Origin of the sequence: Butyrivibrio sp. NATIVEDY162 (assembly GCF_045999815.1) — a bacterium.
Lineage (GTDB): Bacteria > Bacillota > Clostridia > Lachnospirales > Lachnospiraceae > Butyrivibrio.
Genome location: NZ_CP172574.1, coordinates 325,222 through 344,637, shown reverse-complemented (window position 1 = coordinate 344,637; position 19,416 = coordinate 325,222). Strand labels below are relative to the sequence as shown.

16 protein-coding genes are annotated in these 19,416 nt (G+C 40.1%); all 16 read right to left on the bottom strand.

All coding sequences use genetic code 11. The features are described from left to right. Positions 1-29: 29 nt before the first annotated feature. The 16 genes from ACHCNF_RS17645 to ACHCNF_RS17570 all read right to left on the bottom strand — a co-directional run bounded on the left by ACHCNF_RS17645 (position 30) and on the right by ACHCNF_RS17570 (position 19,399). Positions 30-1,133, bottom strand: a complete 1,104-nt coding sequence (locus ACHCNF_RS17645) for a Gfo/Idh/MocA family protein (protein ID WP_408072364.1) — start codon at positions 1,131-1,133, stop codon at positions 30-32. 244 nt (positions 1,134-1,377) lie between these two features. Beyond that, the gene (locus ACHCNF_RS17640) at positions 1,378-1,965 is read right to left on the bottom strand and encodes a DJ-1 family glyoxalase III (RefSeq protein ID WP_408072363.1); all 588 of its coding nucleotides are present in this window, start codon (positions 1,963-1,965) and stop codon (positions 1,378-1,380) included. Positions 1,966-1,988: 23 nt separating this feature from the next. Beyond that, a complete protein-coding gene (locus ACHCNF_RS17635) occupies positions 1,989-2,369 on the bottom strand; it encodes a GtrA family protein (RefSeq protein WP_408072362.1) in 381 nt (126 codons plus the stop codon). Between the two features lie 193 nt (positions 2,370-2,562). After that, positions 2,563-3,651, bottom strand: a complete 1,089-nt coding sequence (locus tag ACHCNF_RS17630) for a tyrosine-type recombinase/integrase (protein ID WP_408072361.1) — start codon at positions 3,649-3,651, stop codon at positions 2,563-2,565. Positions 3,652-3,955: 304 nt separating this feature from the next. Then, positions 3,956-5,551, bottom strand: a complete 1,596-nt coding sequence (locus ACHCNF_RS17625; protein ID WP_408072360.1) for a hypothetical protein — start codon at positions 5,549-5,551, stop codon at positions 3,956-3,958. Positions 5,552-5,926: 375 nt separating this feature from the next. Beyond that, complete coding sequence (locus ACHCNF_RS17620) at positions 5,927-7,174, bottom strand: TniQ family protein (RefSeq protein WP_408072359.1); 1,248 nt, start codon at positions 7,172-7,174, stop codon at positions 5,927-5,929. Further along, entirely contained in the window at positions 7,167-8,174 is a 1,008-nt protein-coding gene (locus tag ACHCNF_RS17615) for an ATP-binding protein (RefSeq protein WP_408072358.1), read from the bottom strand. Before ACHCNF_RS17615 ends, ACHCNF_RS17620 begins: the two co-directional genes overlap by 8 nt. Further along, entirely contained in the window at positions 8,174-10,108 is a 1,935-nt protein-coding gene (locus ACHCNF_RS17610) for a TnsB C-terminal domain-containing protein (protein ID WP_408072357.1), read from the bottom strand. The genes ACHCNF_RS17615 and ACHCNF_RS17610 overlap by 1 nt, the downstream gene beginning before the upstream one ends. Beyond that, positions 10,105-10,746, bottom strand: coding sequence for a hypothetical protein (locus ACHCNF_RS17605; protein WP_408072356.1), 642 nt, complete (start codon positions 10,744-10,746; stop codon positions 10,105-10,107). The genes ACHCNF_RS17610 and ACHCNF_RS17605 overlap by 4 nt, the downstream gene beginning before the upstream one ends. Positions 10,747-11,375: 629 nt before the next feature. Beyond that, on the bottom strand, positions 11,376-12,695 hold the full coding sequence (locus ACHCNF_RS17600; RefSeq protein WP_408070750.1) for an IS30 family transposase: 1,320 nt from the start codon (positions 12,693-12,695) through the stop codon (positions 11,376-11,378). 690 nt (positions 12,696-13,385) lie between these two features. Then, a complete protein-coding gene (locus ACHCNF_RS17595; RefSeq protein ID WP_408072662.1) occupies positions 13,386-13,640 on the bottom strand; it encodes a helix-turn-helix domain-containing protein in 255 nt (84 codons plus the stop codon). 113 nt (positions 13,641-13,753) lie between these two features. After that, entirely contained in the window at positions 13,754-15,424 is a 1,671-nt protein-coding gene (locus ACHCNF_RS17590) for an AAA family ATPase (RefSeq protein WP_408072355.1), read from the bottom strand. 196 nt (positions 15,425-15,620) lie between these two features. After that, positions 15,621-16,802: an alanine racemase gene (gene alr, locus ACHCNF_RS17585; RefSeq protein ID WP_408072354.1), complete on the bottom strand. Its 1,182-nt coding sequence runs from the start codon at positions 16,800-16,802 to the stop codon at positions 15,621-15,623. A gap of 19 nt (positions 16,803-16,821) precedes the next feature. Next, complete coding sequence (locus tag ACHCNF_RS17580; RefSeq protein WP_408072353.1) at positions 16,822-17,532, bottom strand: ABC transporter ATP-binding protein; 711 nt, start codon at positions 17,530-17,532, stop codon at positions 16,822-16,824. Further along, entirely contained in the window at positions 17,525-18,325 is an 801-nt protein-coding gene (locus ACHCNF_RS17575) for an ABC transporter ATP-binding protein (RefSeq protein ID WP_408072352.1), read from the bottom strand. The genes ACHCNF_RS17580 and ACHCNF_RS17575 overlap by 8 nt, the downstream gene beginning before the upstream one ends. 18 nt (positions 18,326-18,343) lie before the next feature. Then, complete coding sequence (locus tag ACHCNF_RS17570) at positions 18,344-19,399, bottom strand: branched-chain amino acid ABC transporter permease (protein WP_408072351.1); 1,056 nt, start codon at positions 19,397-19,399, stop codon at positions 18,344-18,346. Between the last annotated feature and the right edge of the window lie 17 nt (positions 19,400-19,416).

Genomic DNA, 19,416 nt, shown 5'->3' with positions numbered 1-19,416 from the left:
ATATATTTTATGCCAATATTACCTTATATTTACATAAGAGAGCGCTCAGCATCTCCTCTCCCTAAGCCTCCGAATACAGTGGAATAATAGCCGGGAGTAAGTGATGTCATCTCAAAACGTGATTCCACCTCATAGATTTTCCCGGATGCTGCGGCGATATCAATTCCCACCAATATCTCCATACAATGAAGACCATACTCCTTACTGCATCTGTTAACTCTTCCTGCACGGATCGAGTAAGCAAGTTCTGCCACACCGACACCTCTGCTTCCGTAATGGTCAAAGGGCATAGGATCGGACATTTTGTTTGTGCCGTTATAACCGTGGCTAAACGGAAGTGTTACCCAGTTGTTCTCCGGCAAAAGAATTTCTGTCTGTCCGCTAAATGTATCCGGATTTCCGACCTTCATAATTCCGTTTGTTCCAAACAGCATTATGAGATTCTGTTCGGAATTAATGGTGTTACCGTTAATGTGAAGGCTTACCAGCGCACCACTCTCAAATTTCAATGTTGCAGCTACAATATTACTTCCGGGTATCTGCCAGCTGTCCTTTGATTCATCAGTAAATAAAAGCTCCCTGTTATGCACTGGTGCAGGAGCAGTGAATCCACTGACTTCCTTCACCGGTCCAAGAAGGGATACCAAAGTAGCTATGTAATATATCCCCACGTCATAGGATAGTGCCCCGCCATCTTCCTGAAGGAATCTGAAAAGTTCAGAATTAAGGTTCTGGTTTCGATTGATCGATACCACACCGCCTGTCACTTCACCTATCATCCCACGTTCCAAAGCTAGTTTGGCGGTCTGTGTCCCGGCACCCAAAACAGTATCGGGAGCCACCCCAATATACAGATTTTTCTCATTGGCGATTCTGACAAGCTCTCTTGCTTTGTCTATATCTGTAGTAAACATTTTTTCTGTGTATACATGTTTACCTTTTTCAAGCATTTTCTTAATAATATCGTAGTGGACAGAGGCAGGTGTGAGCACAACTACCAGCTCAATTTCCGGGTCATCCGCTACTTCGTCTATACTAAGGACCTTTTCAATGCCGAATTGATCCGCTTTTTCTTTTGCTTTTCCAAGGCTTCTGTTAGAGATTGCTACTAGGTCTATAATGTTAAAAGACAAGAAAGATTTCTGATATAGATATCGCTTATCATTCCGCAGCCTACTATCGCTGTTTTCATCTTTTTTATTTCGCTCATATACCCTCCATTGTCATAGTTAGCACGTTATCCTAGAAGAAAATTTTAACTCCCAATCACTATTATACATAAAAGAACTCCAAAACAATCACTGCTTCAAAGCCCATATAATTCAATTCGTCCTAGTTGCATAGCACCCTCCATTCGCGTATTGCGCGCCAAATAGATCATAATCCTTTGAGCATGTCATTATATAAAATACCACTCTTGACCTTATCGATATCCCCACCAAGAACTTCCGCCAGCTTAAATGCGAACGGAAGTGTCGTTGCCGGCCCACGGCTTGTGATCAATTTTCCATCAACCACTACCATCCGCTCCATTTTGGAATTATCGTCAACATAATTACTGTCTTTAAACAGATTTCTATATTTATAAGCAGGATATGAAGTAAGAGTCCTGCCCGCGGCAATGCCTGCTTCCTTCAGAACCATAGGCCCCGCACAGATAGCTGCAACATATTTGTCCTCGGAAGAAAACTTTTTCACCCAATTTATGACGCGCATATCGTTCTTTAAGTTTTCTGCTCCCGGCATTCCTCCCGGAATAACCACCATATCGTAATCATCATATCGTTTCTCATCTATCAGGCAGTCTGCCTTTACGTAAATATCATGGCTTCCTCTTACCATTTCTTCCCCAATTGACACCGTGTATGCACTTATGCCACATCTACGCAAAATATCGACTACAAAAAGGGATTCTCCTTCTTCAAATCCATCTGCAAGTAATACTGCTACTCTCTTATCTGACATTTTAAATACCTCCTTTATAAAACTCATCTATCTGTTTTCTCCTCGCCAGGGAATATAACCTTATTAGCAAAGAAAAAAATCAACATGCTGACACCACCGTTTAAAACTGTCGTTCCTATATTGTAGATAAAATCCGGCACGTACTTGCCTGCTACAGCTACATATACACAATTGATAGAATTGACTATGCATGTGATGATAAAAAAAGCCAGAATATACCACATTATCTGATGCCATATATTGCCATTACTTCTGAAAACAAAATTTCTCTGTATAGGAAAATTTATACATTCTCCAAGAACCATTGCCACCATATATGCACAGAAATACGGTAGGCCTTGACAGTTTACATAAAGTCTGCCAATAGGTTTACACAGAACTTGCCAATAGAATAAATTACGCACTTTCCAGACACAATTTGAGGTCGGAGAGTGCTATTTTTTTACATGAATTTGGCCAATACATGGCGGTTTTACATGGTTTTTGCCAATAGATTCCGAATATTTTACACGGAATCTGCCAATAGATGTCGATTTTACATGCTTTACGCCAATAGATATCTGTAAAAGCAAGCGGAAAATGGACGTAATATAGTCACTAATTACTTTTATTTACGTCATCATCCATACCATATATATCAACATTAGATGCTTTCTTTTTATGTTCTTCTTCAATATCAACGTAATGATTAATCGTTGTGTTTACGTCTTTATGTCCAAGAACATCGGCAACCATATAAATATCACCCGTTTTGTTATAAAGTGCAGTACCATAGGTTCGGCGCAGTTTATGAGGTGTCAGTTTTTCGCTTAGTCCAGTATTTTTTCCATACTTTGCGATCATATACTGGATGCTTCTGACTGACATACGGCAATGCTTCAATGATATAAATAACGCTTCAGACTTTTCGCCATTAAGCAATGAGGGTCGTTCATTATCTATGTAGTCTGTAAGCGCATCCTTTACACCTTTTTTGAAATACAGATGATCTTCGTAGCCGCCTTTTCTGACGATTGCGAGTTTGTTCTCTTCAAAATCAATATCCGTTAGATCCAGGCCGGCACATTCTGATACACGGATTCCGGTATTCAGAAGAAGTGTTATTATCGCCAGATCCCTTTTAGCAGTAACTTCTGACATTACACGGGAATGGTAGCTTTCAGAGTTTACGGATTTGACAGAATCCATAAGTGACATAACCTGATCAGGCCTTAGCCTGCGGATTTCCTTCTTTTTCGGTTCAGTTTTACTTTTCTTTACGGCTTTTAGCGTTGGATCCACCCTAAGATAATCATTATCCAAAAGGTATTTATAGAATCTTCTGAGGGCAGCCATTTTTCTGGCAATTGCGCGGTCTTCAGCTGGTTTTATGCCTTTGCTAGTGGGTTTATGGCCTTTAGCAATGTAAACTTGGAACTCATTTATATCCTGATGGCTGAGATTTTCTATAACTTCAAACGGTATGTCCTTGATTTCAAAATTCTTGCATAAAGGGTTATTTTCTTTTAGAAACCTATAGAAAAAATAGATATCCTGAGTATAGTTAAAGACTGTACTAAGCTGATATTTAAGCAGGCATTCATCTACAAATCCATGCGCATACTGAGGCAACAGATATTTCAATGTATCGGTATCTTTTCTGCGTTTTTGTGCCAATGAAATGTAATATGCCGAGTCTTTTCCCATATTCCGCCTCCATGTCATAATTGTAACACAAAACCGAGATTTTGTGACATGATATTGAATTATATCGCCTCCTTCTTTCCTCCTTCTTTCCTTTCTTTTTCCTATAGGAATGCCATTTTTTGCTAAATCCCGCCCTAGGACTACTTCATATTCATTACTGCCGTTTGTTTTTTCAGATTTAAGTTAATCTGTCATGAAGTTCATTTTAACAGCAAAAAAGCAGCTTTTTAGCTGCTTTTTTGCTGTTTAGAATTATTACTAGCTATTCTTTCAGTCTGCTCTAGACTTATAATTCTTTATGAATTTATTCGGTTACTCTAGTCATCTCAAAAGTTGCTGTAAAGGCTTTACCATTCTCATCTTCACGCAAAGCTGTCCAGCTCATCTTATCGCCATCGATAGTGGTTTCCCACCATTCACGGTTTTCTTCATCACCTTCCATCCAGCGGGTGCAGAGCAGGTTCCCATCCACGAAATATTCGTTCATTGAGTCTTCGCCTGGTGCCCATTCATCTCCATCCTTTACATAATAAACAAATGTGCCATCATCTTTGTATTCCCAACGATGATCCTGCCCATCGTCAAATGCAGATCCTTCGCTTGTACAACGTCCTTCCCATGTGCCTATGATGTCCTTGCTGTAGTCATCATTGATTTTCACAAAAGAAACAACACTTTCTATAACCGACGGTTCAGCTCCATTTATTGTATCTATACGTTTTTTATTTGCAGTAAATTTGCTGTCACTAATATCGTTAATGGTAAACTCATGAACAAAAGATCTATTTTCGCTTGGGTTAATTGTAATGGTTACAACGTTGCCATCTACTGTAACTTCAACTTCTTCAGGGGAATGCCAAAGAGATTTTTTTCCTGTATCAGACACCCAAGAAACACCTGCATATGCTTTATTAGTTGAAACTATATTGAATACCGACTTTTCATTGGTCATAACTGGAGTACCGTCTTCTTCGGATAACATCCATCTTCCTATGATATTCTCTTCAATCTGCTCCTGCGTTACTTTGTCAGAAGACTCATCAACTTTGTTCATTTCGAAAGTGGCTGTAAAGGTTTTACCATTCTCATCTTCACGCAAAGCTGTCCAGTTCATCTTGTCGCCATCGATAGTGATTTCCCACCATTCACGGCTCTCAACATCATCTTCTACCCAACGTGTGCAGAGCAGGGGACCTTCCACAAAATATTCGTTCTGTGAGTCTTCACTGGCTATCCATTTGTCACCATCCTTCACGTAATACACGAAGGTACCGTCAGCTTTATATTCCCAACGGTGATCCTGTTCATCATCAAATATGGAGTCTTTACTTGTACAGCGGCCTTCCCAAGTACCTATTATATCTTTGGTATAGTTGTCATCGATTTTGACAAATGTAACAACATTTTTTGTATTTTCAGGTTTAGAGTCATTCTTTATATTTTCAGGCTTAGGGTCATTCTTAGGTTTCGGAAGACTCATTATAGCGGTGAACTCATTGTCACTAATATCTGTGATTGTGAATTCATGTACGGGGGTTGTATCTTCCCCAATATCAATTGTGATGGTCATAATATTACCATTGATATCAACTTCTGCTTCTGCATGATGGTCAAAAGGAGATACCTCTGGTTCAACTCTAGACACACTGGAATAGGCTTTTTTAGTTGAAATTATATCGAGTATTCGCTTCTCGTTTGTTAACGCCGGCTGACCATCTTGCTCTGCTAGAAACCATGTTCCAATGATATTTTCCTCAATCTGCTCCTGTGTGACCTCGCCTGATGCAGTCAGATTTTTGTCGCCACCGGAATTTGCATTATTTTTATTAGCAAAACCGCTTAACACAATTGTGCTGCACAGAAGTATACCGGCAAGTAAAAAACCCAGTGATTTCTTCATAAAAACCTCCTTGATCATGACGAGATTCTGATGCTTGATGAAATAATCAATATTGCATTAAAGATGCATAGATATTGATATATATCATCCATAAATTCCACAACTTTCCTAGCTAAAGTATTACAATAAATCCCGCATAAAACCATTATCATTCTCTGAAAAAAAGATAAAAAAATAATAGCCATTCCCCAAGGAACGGCTGTTATTTTACACAGAGGTAAGATTTTCATAATTTACTATAACTCTTCTATGCTTTGTAGATGTTGATCACATCCTTTTTCTTTTCAACAATATAAGTCGGGGTCTTAAGCAGATCATATTCGTCATTGAAGCCAAGTCCTGTTTTCCGGTATTCAGGATCATGAAACAGGAACCTCATGAAGTTATTGAAGCAGGACCGCATATGGTCTTTAAGTACATGCATAAATACTGATAATCCATAGTTGAACCATATATACCGCTTGAAAGTATCTCATCTACACAAAATCGTTTTGGTCTGTAGCTGGCTTTATACTCACCAAGCTGATAATAATCATCGATAGTCAGGAATTTGTGAAAAAGCCTGCTATGTGTATATTCCCATAGAAATAGCGTTTTGGCTCCTATCTCATCCCTGAAGTCCACTGTGCCTCCTGTTATAAGATTCCCCTCAGCAAGTCTTATATCTTCAACAGAAATACCGGCCATAAATTCCCGAGCGAGAATGAGAATAATAAGTTCATCAGCATATTGCAAATACAGCAGTCTTTCAGGATCCATATCATATATATATAAATTCTTTAAATTCATTTCCTGGATACTTTTTGCAAAAGTAATGTAAGCAAGTTTATCAAGGGCTTTAACATCATGTATGACTATAAACGGATTACGTCTGTTAGCCTCTATGAATAGCTTCCCTCCAGAAATGTCCGTGTTTCTGAATTCAATATCTGAGGCAGCTATCATTATGGACTCATAGTCGGAATATATTCCGGAACTGCTCATTTTATTGAACAGGTCATGAGGCGTGTGCCATTCCGTGGGTAGTCTTCCCATTATTTCATTATCAAAATCGCATGTCTCCCTGTCGAAAATGCTGAAAACAAGCCTTCTGTTGTAATAATCATCGTCATGGTCATATTCAAATCTTCTTGATTCACCCCATACATATGTCTGAGTTATGTCTTTTCTCAGCTTCACTCCTTCATGGAAGGGACATATCCTTATATCAGCTAACTGATGAATGTAAGAATGATACCCATGTTCAATGCATTTTGGACAATAGTACAGCTTTTCAGAAACCAGTTCAGGAGCATTAGACATAAGTTTTGAAAATGGTTCAATTTTTTCCATATACCATCGGGGAAGAAGTTCTTCTTCAACAATCTTCCCCCATTCTTCCCGTATGGTATAACGAGAATAGATTCCATATTGACTCTCTATTCCCAGATATTGTTTAGGATTTCCTATGAGCTGTATCCCCAGCAGCTTAAGTGCCCCGGAATAACTGCAGTGCCCGTTCACCACCCGGAAATTCCTCATGACAGACCATAATGATTCATGCGGTCTGACCCATTCTGTTTTCCACATAAATCTTGGCTTTTTAACAGGATCTTCTATATCACTTATGGCAAGTTTACTCATCAGAATTTATCCTCCCATAACCGGTTTCTTCAATTGCAAGAGTGATGTCATTTTTATGAAGGAAATACTTGGGATTCAATGATCCTGTACCGTAGGATATCAGACATTGCAAAAACGACTGCATGAAATACTGCATGGGGATGTCATCAAAGTTTATTGCATACTTGAACTTGACTTCATTAAACGCCTCCCAGTATTCTTCTGCTATACTGAGAAACGTAGCCTTGCTGTCAACGTAGGCATATGGAAAGAAAAATTCTACGAGACCTACATTGCTGTCTATAGGAAGTGCTTCATGAACTTTTGTCTTATCAAGCTCTGACAGACAGTATGCTAGTTCTTCACAGCTCTTTATCCCACTGAATCTGTATTCATTTATGAAAAAGCGTTCTACTATCTGATCTTTTTTCTGAAGTATGAATGAATCCCTCGTACATATCATTTCCCGCGGTGTCCCTACAAAAAATATGGATAGCTGTATCTGATGCTGCAGCCGTAGGGTATTGTAAATATCCATGAGCCAGTAATACTCAGCCTCATCAAGTTTATATGCCTCGTCTATTATCATTATTGCTTTATTAAAGGGCGTTTCCGCTGCCTTGATCGCGAAATAGTTAATTACCTTTATCTTCAGTTCAAGCGCAGTTATACGATTGTATTTCCCGATGTCTATCCCGAGCACGTTAAGTATCCCTGCATAGAATGACTTGTCTGTTACTTTGGAGCCGTGTTCCGTCAAAGACCAGACCAATATAGGGAAGTTCTCACCATATCTTACATGGAGGGCATCCACTATATAAGCAATCGCGGAGGTCTTACCTATCCTGGACCTGCCATAGATCATTGCTCCGCAGACACCAGAGAGCATCCATCCATTGATCTTGTACAGAAGCTCAAATATGCTGTTGGTTGCTATATGGAATCCTGCAGACTGCATGTAGGATATGGTTATCGCAGCTGTTGTTGCTTTCTGGTCATTATAGATACTGTCTGTGATCATTATTCCCTCCCTGCTTTCTCGTTCATAATTACCATCCAGGTCTCTTCTGAAGTCATGTCGTTAATGTTTCCGTCAGGATGTTTGATCAGGATCTTATTCCTGGCTGAAATAGATATGAGTTCTGCCTGTTTATTCTGTCCGGCACTCTTCTTTTCTTTTCTGTCCGGTCCCTGTTCTCTTTGGATAATGTCATACCTTGTCCTTGCTTTTTTGCTCTTAGAAGCACGTTTTCTGAGGCTCTGCTCTATGTCTGTGAGAGGTGTCGCTACATCACTATGCTTTTTCTTATTGTCATTTGCATATTTCAGTGCGAGCTTTCTTGTTTTCAGGGAATGCTTCTTTCGTCCATACTCTCCTACTGCTCTAAGTGTTTCTATGAAGGTGCCATCACTGGCATACGCATCTATGGCAGAAATATCATCGGGATTTACCATAAGGAGCAGCCTGTCGCCTAGGAATTCATAATTTACAGACAGTATATTACCTCTGTACTTTGCTCCAAGATATGTGACATAGGGTCTTTTTCCGCTCTTAATGTTTCCACGTACAGTAACTTCTTTAGGCATGAGCAGAAGTTTCTCAATCTCCTGTCTCTCACGGGCTGTGGCGGTGTGTGGTATCATGCCCTGTTCCAGTCTTTCGCCAAGTACTTCAAGAGGAGTTCTGTTAAGCAGACCGCTATGCGGAGAATTGTTGTATTCAATTACAAGGATTTCCATTATCTGGCATATGTCATCAAACGTGATCCTGTATTTTAAGGCCTGCTTTTCAGGATTGTTCCGTCTCAGGTCGTGACTGTTACTGCCTACAGTCCCGGGCAGGGCATGGAATCCCCGTTCCTCTATTGTCCTGAAAAATCTTTCTACAATGCCGCGCGTCTCCGGTGTTGATACCGCACCATAGTTGAGTGTTATACCAAGTTTTTCCGTGACTCTTCCAACAATGTTTTTTGCCAGATGAGCCTTTGCATTGTCCAGCATGATCTCGTCAAACAGGGCATATTCGAGTTGGGAATATTTTTGTGAAGGGAAGCCCTCCTTTTCAGGATGATCAAGTCCTTCAATAGTCATTTTTACCTTTTCATGTGGTCTGAATGAACACTGCATGGCCTTCAGAAGATCAAACTGGTTATAATTTGGCTCCTGGCTCATATAGAATCCGACTATACATCTGCTTGCCACATCAATTGTGGGAAGGAACCAGCATCGTTCACATATATCCTCTATTACTGTCCCGTCTCCAAGTTCAACGCTTGATATATACAGCATGTCCAGCCGGTGCCCGTCAATCTGCCCCCGTGAATAGGGCGCCACCGGAAGGGGACTGTAATTCTCACCATATCCGGTACTTGCAGCTTTCTGTGCTGCATCCTTGTCAGACCTTCTGTTTGCAAGCTTTACTGAGCTTTCTTCAAGTCTCTTAACATAACGGCGCAGAGCCTGGTATCCCTGGGATGATGTATTAAACGGGTAATCATCTGCACCTATCCCGATATTCTGGCACTCTTTCAGAAATTTTCCGTGCAGTTTTACAAGGTTCATATTCTTTTCAAGCGTGTATTTTTCATATCCGAAATAATTTCCCTCTATAAAATCCTTAAGTTCTTCGTGCTGTGACAGCAACTTTTCAAATGGGCCGATGGAATTTTTCTTTTCCCTGTGGTATTTCCATGGGCAGAGTGATGAGTACCCCCTGAAGTTCCCGGATTTATCCCTTTCAAGGCATCTGTCCACGAACTTGACTACATGGCTTTTATCTATTCCGGTCTTACCTGCAATGGATTCAAGATCCTCACCATCTATATACATGTCCACTGCTCTTTTTCTTGCCTGGTAAATGGCTTTCTTCTCATCAGATAACAGCTCGGTAGCCGGTTCTCTCCATAAAAACCTCGATTCCATCAGTTCATATCTGTCATATTTTCTGTGACTCATACGCAGTCAACCTCCGTTTTATATGAAATCTGCTTTTCTTCCATGTCATGGATTCTGATCAGTCCCCTGTAATAAAGGTCAGCAATGTAGTCACATCCATTTGGCTCTGTAAGTCTCCCAGAGGTGATGAGCTGTCCTATAGTCATCGTCCCATTCATTGACAGATACCTTACGAATGCGTCATCCGCACCTTTATCTATAGTCCTGACCCTCCTTGCACGCGCTGCCAGAAAATATATATTTCTCATAAAGAAAACACCTGCATAGATATCTCTGGTGCGCCTTATTTCTATCTGTTCATTTTTACAGACTCCCCAGAGATTGAAATCTGCGATCACACTGTTGTCAGTATCACCGGAAGTCACTAACTGAAAAGATTCCTGACCGCCTGAATACACGACATAAACAGAAGGCTCTACTTTTATGGATTTTCCGTTTATATGGAGAATATCTTCCATCGGACGCTCACAGTACCATATGACTTTGGGATCCATCTCCAGACAAAGAAGATTGTCAAACTGAAACTGTCCCAGTGCAGTTATGTTCCTCCCAAGCTTCCTGCTATAGCAGACGTGATAGCTCTTCATGTAGGACTTACTGCGTGGTTCTTCCAAAGGCGCAGAAAATCTGTACTTCACAAACACCCCCATATTCTGTTGCTGTTAATGAAACAATAGGAAAAAGATAGACTTATACCCCGAATGATGTTGAAATGGGTGACTTGTAATAGTTAATTCCACTTTGTAAGAGTAACTTCCACCTTGTAGGAGTAAATTCCACGGGGTGGAGTTTTCTTTTTACAAAAATGATGGATTTTATCCACATTTACGGCTATAATAGCACAAAAGTCGGAAAAATGCGTATGACAATCAGAAGTCGAGTTCACGTTGTCCTGTTAAGAGTTAGTGAATTCCACCCCCTAAGAGAAGTAGGTATGAAAGTCATCCAACTACGCAGAACTCCGGCTTTTTTATTATGAAATGGAAGTTTCTGCTCCGCAGAAACCTCGGAATTTAATAGTTAATGGTCAAAATACAGGCTGAGACATGATTAACGTCCTCCGGAGGCTCAGGGCTCCGCCCTAAGAACCTGCAAGGGACTAGTCCCTTGACCCTTTAACTGGGCTCTGCCCAGACCCGTCCTCGCCGGAAGCAGGACAGCAAGCATGCTTGCTGTCTGTTAGTTCAGGATAATCCGTGTCACTGCGTCAAGGGCTGCCCGGGCGCAGGCGCCCAGCGTACTGTCCCTTGACTCCGTTCCCGCTCCATTATGAATTATTCTTTTTGAGCAGTGAAGGTTTTAGAATAATGTCATTAGGCTTTATGATTTCAAATCTAAAAAGCTTTAATACCTTCTTGCCATAGATGAATGAGAGCATTGCATAGGGTGGTTTGTTTCCCAGCTCGGGACGGCTATAGGAGTTGATGTGATTCATCATCAGGTCAATCTGTTCCTGAGTATACTTCCCAATGTCTTTTCCTTTTGGAATGACTCTTCTTATAAATTCATGGTTGTTCTCACAAGCTCCTTTTTCGTTTGGAGCTGATGGATTGCAGTAGAATACTCTTGAGCGCAGCTCGCCATCAGAACTGTATTCGAGTGCTTCAGGATTAGAAAATTCTGTTCCGTTATCACATAAAAGGATAGGGAAGAGTTTCATGAAAAGCTTTTTTCCTAAAAGGTCATATATATCATTGAAGATGTCTATAACCGATTGTGAGTCATTTGCCGGTCTAAGAAAAGCAAGCTGGAACTTCTGTAGAACAAAGTGTATTGTCAGGAGAACGGCGCCGCCCTTAATGCCTTCAACTGAATCGAGTTCCACCACAGGAAGTTCCGGATGCTCCTCACGATATTTTAAGTAATCATCGTAGGTACGCCCCTTTCGGCATGCCTTATCAACTTTCAGTGGAACAGATTTGTTCTTTCTTACTCTGAAGCGGACTTTTCTTGGCATATCAACGTTCCTGCCATCAAAGAGTCCGTTGTCCACATATGTGTAAATGGTCTTTTCGCAGCGGAGTATCTTGTCAGGATTGTTAGTGAGGATGTGGTGTATTGACTGCCCATTCATAAGGAGGGGACTTACAACTGAATTGAGCTGCTTAAGTTCCTTCTCTGTGAGGTTGAAGCCGGATCGGGATTCACTCCTTAAGTCTTCGTACTCTTTCTGCGCATAGCGTGCATTATAAAGATGCTTCTCAAGGGTGCATGTGTTTCTCACGCTGCATCCGTTGCATACATATGGAGGCTTTGTATGAAGAGGACAGAGTTCCTTCTCATAATCCGGACATGCAGGTATGCATGATCCACAGCTTCTGCAGTTCTTTTTGTTTTTCCTGGTACACTCGTCACAGGCATCCCCATAGTGAGTGCAGTGTGTTCTGTTGGCGCAGTCATTGAAAGGTCGATAAGGAGCGCCCTTCTTTTCATATATTATATGTGCTCTGACTTCTTTTGAAATAGTGGTACAGTCTTTTCCTATCGCAGCTCCAATGGCTTTAAAGCTGAGAGAGTCATCCAAACCATGCTGGATTTCATAACGCTTGTCTAAATCAAGATGCTTGTTCTTATTAGTGGATTCCATAAGTTCCTCCTTAATGCCGGAGAGCATATGTGGATGAACCTATGGATGATATCAATAAGAATTAGTAAATTCCATACCCGAGTTTGGAATTAGTAAGTTCCATGTCGTGTGTTAAAGGGGTGGAATTTAGTTTTACAAGTTACTTGATGTTGAAATGCCAGTAAAATAGGCGTCTTAAAGCTCAGACTCGATTGAAAAATAGTCTGGGGTATGATACGATTTGTGTACGAAAGTAGCTATACAACCGTCTTTGACTGGCTGTATAACTGCTAACGCAAATGGCATCACAGATTGCTGCTCGTCCGTCAAAACCTGCTGCAATTGGTGGTGCTTTTTCTTTTCCCTAAAACGAGATTATCACAACGCAGATATTAAATCTACGGTTTTATGTGTAAAAATATGTTTATTTTCGCCATCTATTGGCAGAATTCATGTAAAATCGCCATCTATTGGCAAAACTCGTGTAAATCCGACACCTATTGGCAAACTTCGTGTAAAAATTTTACATGGAACCTGCCAATAGGCAAAGAAAAAAGCCCGTAAAAACGGACTTTTTAAATTCATTCATTGGCATTATTTATGTAAACTGACAATATCTAACGTATATCTAAATAACGTGTCCTAAACCATTAGACTATGGGACCATGCTCGGAGCCGTGTTTACTCACAGCTCCACTATATATTTTTATATTAGGCGCTGACTTGCGCCTGAATACCGGTATCAATAACAATAATGTCATCCATAGGAACTCCAAATACCACGGATAAAATCACTAAGTTATCCACTGACGGAATCGCTGTTCCGTGCTGCCACTTGTATATCGCCTGAGGAGTCATAAAGCCAAATAACATCTGTAAATCCTTAACAGACAATCCGGCATCCTGACGCAACCTTGCTATGTTTTTTCCGGTTGCCACCATATCAATGGCAGGAATTGCAACCATGTTGATCTCCTTTCCTTTCTGCAAAAAAATACCGCCTGCCTCATCAAAGGTAATGTCAAAAAGAGCTCTCAGATCATATGTCTGAGAGCTCACATAATACCTAATCTTGTTATTTATTTTATTTTCTTAACCTTTGCCTGTTTTTGAAAAAATGCCACGCCATAACACAATATCTGTTCATATCCATATAGGCCTTCAGTATACTTCATGTCAATTATCTGTTGAATTGCTTCATTGCAATCTTTATCCAAATCCGATTCCTTTTTAGACTTCTTCGCCTCAATAATGATTGCCCTTCGATTCTTTTTATCCTTCAATAAGATATCCGGTCTGCCCAAGCCCTTTTCCTTATTAGATTCTACATTGTAGCCTCTTCCAACAAAAATACCTGCAAGGAATGCATGATAATAATCTTCATGATAGTCGTTATAACTAATTGTATTCCATAAAAGATCTGATATTATCTTAGTTGCTTTATCCTGATTGTTTTCCCATAATGCCAATAACAATTCAGAAATTGATTCCTTATCAGCAGTATCATTAAAAAATTCCACGACAGTATCTTCAAAAATCGTCGCTATTTCCATATTTGGAATACGAAGCGATACTGTTTCCGAGGCTTCACTCTGATCAGCCTTTGAAACATATCCGGTCATCAGAAGAACACTCCACAGATTATCTTCTGATGAATGTAATGTATCATATGTTAACTGATCCGTTATCTTTGATATTACAGATCCGCCGTTTAACAATTCTTCAAATTTATCAGCAACATCAAAATCTGTACGTTTAACAAATGTAAGCAAAATGCTGTTATGACTTGTATTTTTCCAATAATTCTTAGGTAATAGATTAGTATCCTTTTTCAGATCTGAAAGATAATTTATCACATCCCAGGGACAATATAGCGAATTGCTTCCAAAAATATATCCGTTATACCATTCTCTAACTGATTCCTTTACATCCTCTCTACCTGCTGCAGCAAGAATTTCATCAACATCCTTATCAAGGAACCCAAAATATTTAGAAAAACCCTCATCTAAAACCGAATAGGATGCAAAATTATTTGTCCCTGTAAATATACTCTCCTTAGCAATGCGAAGGCATCCTGTTATTACAGCAAACTGCAAAAACTCATTATATTTAAGAGCACTACTCATTATCCCCTTAATCACATCGAGCATCCTTGAATAGTAAGAATTCTCTTTTGTATCCTTTTCACTGGCTTTCGCAAGCGGTACATCATATTCATCAATTAGGAGAATTGAATTCTTACCATAAACAGCATTCATCATTCTCATAATTGTTTTCAGCGAATTCTTTACATCCGCTTCATCAGCTTCCTGAGCCTTAAGCTTCATAAAAATTCGTTCATCATCTTTATCAACTACTGTATCAATAAAAATTGGTGCAAGCTCTTTACAAAGATCTGCCAGCTTGGTCTCCAGCATTTTATATGCACCTTCAAACGTCTCAGCGTCCACGTCCTTAAAGGAGACAAATAGCACCGGATACTGATTCATCCAAGTCTTACAAAAGTCTTGATGCCCAGAGATATCAAGACCATCAAACAAAGTATGACTATCCTTCCTAATATTGAAGAAGTTTTCCATCATACTCATCATCAATGTTTTACCGAATCTTCTAGGTCTGGTAAATAAACTTACCGCATTATCAGTATCATGCACAAGCTCATATAGAATCTCGGTCTTATCAACGTAATAATTACCGGATTCTCGGATATCTCTAAAATCGGATTTACCTACACCAACTTTAAACTCCATCTTCTGGCTCCTCTACATCTACCTCTGTTCTATGAAAATTATAAAATTTATACATAGCTCTTTCAAGAAGTTAACTTACCCATATCGGCATTTTTTTCTATTTTTGCAGGTAATTCTTATAATAGATAAACCAGCACTTTTGTTGCAGGTATTAAAAAAAATATTCTTGTGACAAAGCTATAGGTTTTCTTATCCATTAAAAACTTTGATTTTTTTCATAAATACGTGGAACTCTTCCGCTTATTTCACAAGCAAACTCATAATTGAATCTACCACTCTTTTGCCCCAATTCTTCAAGTGAAATAGATTCCTGATTTTCATCAGCTGCTGATCCATGTCCGATCAAGACCACTTCATCTCCTTCTTTCACATCATCAATATCAGTGACATCAACCATAAACTGATCCATGCATATTCTTCCAATGACAGGCGCTCTTTTGCCGCTGATCAAAACCTGCCCTTTTCCACCTGATAAAGTTCTTGGATATCCATCGGCATATCCCACAGGTATAGTTGCGATTTTCATTTCTTTGTCAGAAACAAAGGTCCCTCCGTAACTCACTTCTGTTTTGGGAGGGATGGTTTTAACATATGTAACATGGCTGATCATGGAAAGTACCGGATTTATCTGTATTTTTTCTTTATCCACTTCTTCAGATGGCCACATCCCATACATGGTGACACCGCACCTTACCATATCCATATGTGCCTCCCGGAGCTGGATGATCCCTGCGCTGTTGCAGCAGTGCTTCAGTCTGAAATACACACCTTTTTTCTCTTCTACTCCATAAACGAACTTTTCAAAGGTTTTAAAGCATTTTCTCGCACTTGCGAGATTCTTTTCGTCTGCTCTTGCAAAATGCGTAAAAATACCCTCAACCTTTATACCTTCTGCCTTAAAGGCTTTCATAATAAATTCTTCGCCTTCAGTGTTTGGTCGTATACCTATTCTGCTCATTCCGCAATCAACAGCTATATGGACATAAAACCTTTCATCTCCGGCTTCCTTGTGATTTTCCTTCCAGCATTTTGAAAGGTCTGATAACATATCCTCTCTGAATACAGATGGTCTTATTCCTTCCATAAGCATTCTTTTGTACGCATACGGAAATGTATATCCCAAAACAAGTATTGGCTTGGTAATGCCCTCATCGCGGAGCGCAAATGCCTCTTCTGCTGTTGCAGTGGCAAATCCCCATATATAATCCTTTTCCTCAACCATACTTGCTATAGGAGCTGCTCCCATTCCGTATCCATTAGCCTTAACGACAGCAAGCATTTTTGTTCCATCAGGAAGGGAGGCATGCATGTTTTCAACATTTTTATTTACAGCTTCCAGATCTACCTTCGCATATACTCTGGCATAGGTATCTAACATAACAATTTCCTCCTGCTTATTACGCTCCAAGATAAGCTTTCTTTACCTCATCATTTTTCAGAAGTTCCTTAGCATCTCCCGAAAGCTTTATTTTTCCTGTTTCAAGTACATAAGCCCTGTTTGCAACCTTCAGCGCCATCTTTGCATTCTGTTCAACAAGAAGTACTGTTATTCCCTGTGCATTAACTTCCTTAATGATTCCGAATATTTCCTGCACTAGTAGAGGTGAAAGTCCCATGGAAGGCTCGTCCATAAGAATAATCTTGGGATTTGACATAAGTGCCCTGCCAACCGCCAGCATCTGCTGCTCTCCTCCGGACAGGGTTCCTGCAAGCTGTGACTGTCTCTCTTTTAATCTTGGGAACTTCTCAAACACATTTTCCATCTGCTCTTCTATCTGAGCTTTATCCTTACGGGAAAACATGTACGCTCCCATCTCTATGTTTTCTCTTACTGTCATATCCACGAAGACATGCCTGCCTTCCGGCACATGCGCTATTCCATGAGTTACAATTTTACTCGGTTCTTCCTTCAACAGATCAATATTATCAAAAGTTACCAGTCCGCTTGTTGCTTTCTTTAGTCCTGTTATAGTCTGTAAAATAGTCGTTTTTCCGGCACCATTTGCACCAATAAGCGTTACAATTTCTCCATCGTTTACTTCAATACTCACATCATTTATCGCATGAATTACGCCATAATGGACATTTAGATTCTCAACCTTAAGCATATTGCTCACCGCCTTTATCTTCGTCTTCACTTCCCAAATAAGCCTCGATTACCTGCTTGTTAGTGGATATCTCTTCGGGTGTACCATGAGCCAGTATCTCACCGAAATTAAGGACATATATCCTCTCGCAAATACTCATAACAAGACTCATATCGTGCTCAATAAGAAGGATTGGAATCCCGAATTTTTCGCGTAACATCTTTATGGATTCCTTGAGTTCAGCAGTCTCAACCGGGTTCATTCCAGCGGCAGGTTCATCCAGAAGAAGCAGCTTCATATCAGTAGCAAGTGCTCTGGCAATCTCCAGGAGACGCTGTTTCCCATAGGGAAGATTCTCTGCAGCCTGATCTGCAAACTGCTCTAAATGGAACAGCTTCAAAAGCTCCATGGCCTTTTCGGTTATTTCCTCTTCTTCCTTCCAGAAATAGGGTGTTCTGAACAATGACTGAAATAAATTAGCTTTCATGTTCTTGTTGAAAGCCACCTTTACGTTATCCAGAACTGACATCTTCTTGAAGAGGCGGATATTCTGAAAAGTACGTGCTATTCCGGCATTTACAACCTGATGCGTCTTCAGACCATTCATACGCTTTCCGAGAAGGCTGTAGCTACCGGATGTCGGTGTATAGATACCTGTGATCAGATTAAAAATTGTTGTTTTTCCTGCTCCATTCGGCCCTATCAGTCCGACGAGTTCTCCTTTATTTATATAGATATTCACGTCATTTACAGCCTTAAGACCTCCAAACTGAATACCTAAGCTCTTAGTTTCAAGTACAGTTTCACCTGTCATACAATGCACCTCATTTCATCATGTATTGGCATCCTGAGCAGAATGGATAATCTCCATTTCCGAATCCTCTGTTTGGGAATCTTTCTTCAGGAAATATTTCGCCAGACTAAATTCCTTTCCACCACATAATCCTGTCGGCTTAAAGATCATAACCACTACCAGTACCACTGCGTAAATCAGCATTCTGTAGCTGGCAAAAGCCGGAACTATGTAAGATATTAACTGCGGAAGTGCTGAAAGGATCGGTGCTGCAATTATTGATCCTGTCATGGAACCACTTCCTCCCAGAATAACTATCGCCAGAAGCTCTGATGATTTTGAGAAATCAAAATAAGTAGGAACCAGGATTGTAATGTAATGTGCATAGATTGCGCCAGCCACTCCTGCAAATGCAGCAGATATTGTAAAGGTAAGCACTTTCACAGCTGTTACATTTATACCTGACGCAGAAGCTGCAATTCTGTCTTCTCTTATGGCGATCAGAGCTCTGCCATATCTTGAGCGGATGTAGCAATACATCAGTACTATGCTGAGAACCATTGTTATGAACACATAATGGTAATCCGAAGCCTTGGTAATTCCTGAAAATGATTTTCCAAAGGTAGCCTTCCCCGTAATTGCAGGAATTCCAAAATTACTCAGTACTACTCTTACAATCTCCGCCACAGCCACCGTTACGATACAGAGATAATCGCCACTAAGCCTCAGTGCGGGAATTCCAACCAGAACTCCTACTATTGCTGCTGTCAGTCCACCGATAACTATTGCCAAAAGATAGACCACCGGTTTAGGAAGTGTCACATAATCAGAAATAAGCGTAGTAGCAATAGCAGATGTATAAGCTCCAATCGACATAAAGCCTGCATGTCCAAGAGAAAATTCTCCCATATATCCTGTAAGCAAATTCAAGGAGCATACTATAATCGTGTAAAACATTCCAACGATAAGAAGTCCGTTGAAATATGCTGCCTTCCTCCCAAGAATTCCGGTATCAAACAGAAGGCATAGCAGTAAAAATACGATTCCAACCGCCAAAAAGCTAATCAGATATTTTTTCTTTACTAATTTAGGCATTTCCCCACTTCCTTTCA

Coding starts and splice junctions, on each gene's coding strand:
- ACHCNF_RS17580 (WP_408072353.1), bottom strand. CDS start 17,532: ATGCTTAAGGTTGAGAATCTAAATGTCCATTATGGCGTAATTCATGCG.
- ACHCNF_RS17640 (WP_408072363.1), bottom strand. CDS start 1,965: ATGTCAGATAAGAGAGTAGCAGTATTACTTGCAGATGGATTTGAAGAA.
- ACHCNF_RS17590 (WP_408072355.1), bottom strand. CDS start 15,424: ATGGAGTTTAAAGTTGGTGTAGGTAAATCCGATTTTAGAGATATCCGA.
- ACHCNF_RS17620 (WP_408072359.1), bottom strand. CDS start 7,174: ATGAGTAAACTTGCCATAAGTGATATAGAAGATCCTGTTAAAAAGCCA.
- alr (WP_408072354.1), bottom strand. CDS start 16,802: ATGTTAGATACCTATGCCAGAGTATATGCGAAGGTAGATCTGGAAGCT.
- ACHCNF_RS17610 (WP_408072357.1), bottom strand. CDS start 10,108: ATGAGTCACAGAAAATATGACAGATATGAACTGATGGAATCGAGGTTT.
- ACHCNF_RS17600 (WP_408070750.1), bottom strand. CDS start 12,695: ATGGAATCCACTAATAAGAACAAGCATCTTGATTTAGACAAGCGTTAT.
- ACHCNF_RS17575 (WP_408072352.1), bottom strand. CDS start 18,325: ATGACAGGTGAAACTGTACTTGAAACTAAGAGCTTAGGTATTCAGTTT.
- ACHCNF_RS17570 (WP_408072351.1), bottom strand. CDS start 19,399: ATGCCTAAATTAGTAAAGAAAAAATATCTGATTAGCTTTTTGGCGGTT.
- ACHCNF_RS17595 (WP_408072662.1), bottom strand. CDS start 13,640: ATGGTTGCAATTCCTGCCATTGATATGGTGGCAACCGGAAAAAACATA.
- ACHCNF_RS17615 (WP_408072358.1), bottom strand. CDS start 8,174: ATGATCACAGACAGTATCTATAATGACCAGAAAGCAACAACAGCTGCG.
- ACHCNF_RS17630 (WP_408072361.1), bottom strand. CDS start 3,651: ATGGGAAAAGACTCGGCATATTACATTTCATTGGCACAAAAACGCAGA.
- ACHCNF_RS17625 (WP_408072360.1), bottom strand. CDS start 5,551: ATGAAGAAATCACTGGGTTTTTTACTTGCCGGTATACTTCTGTGCAGC.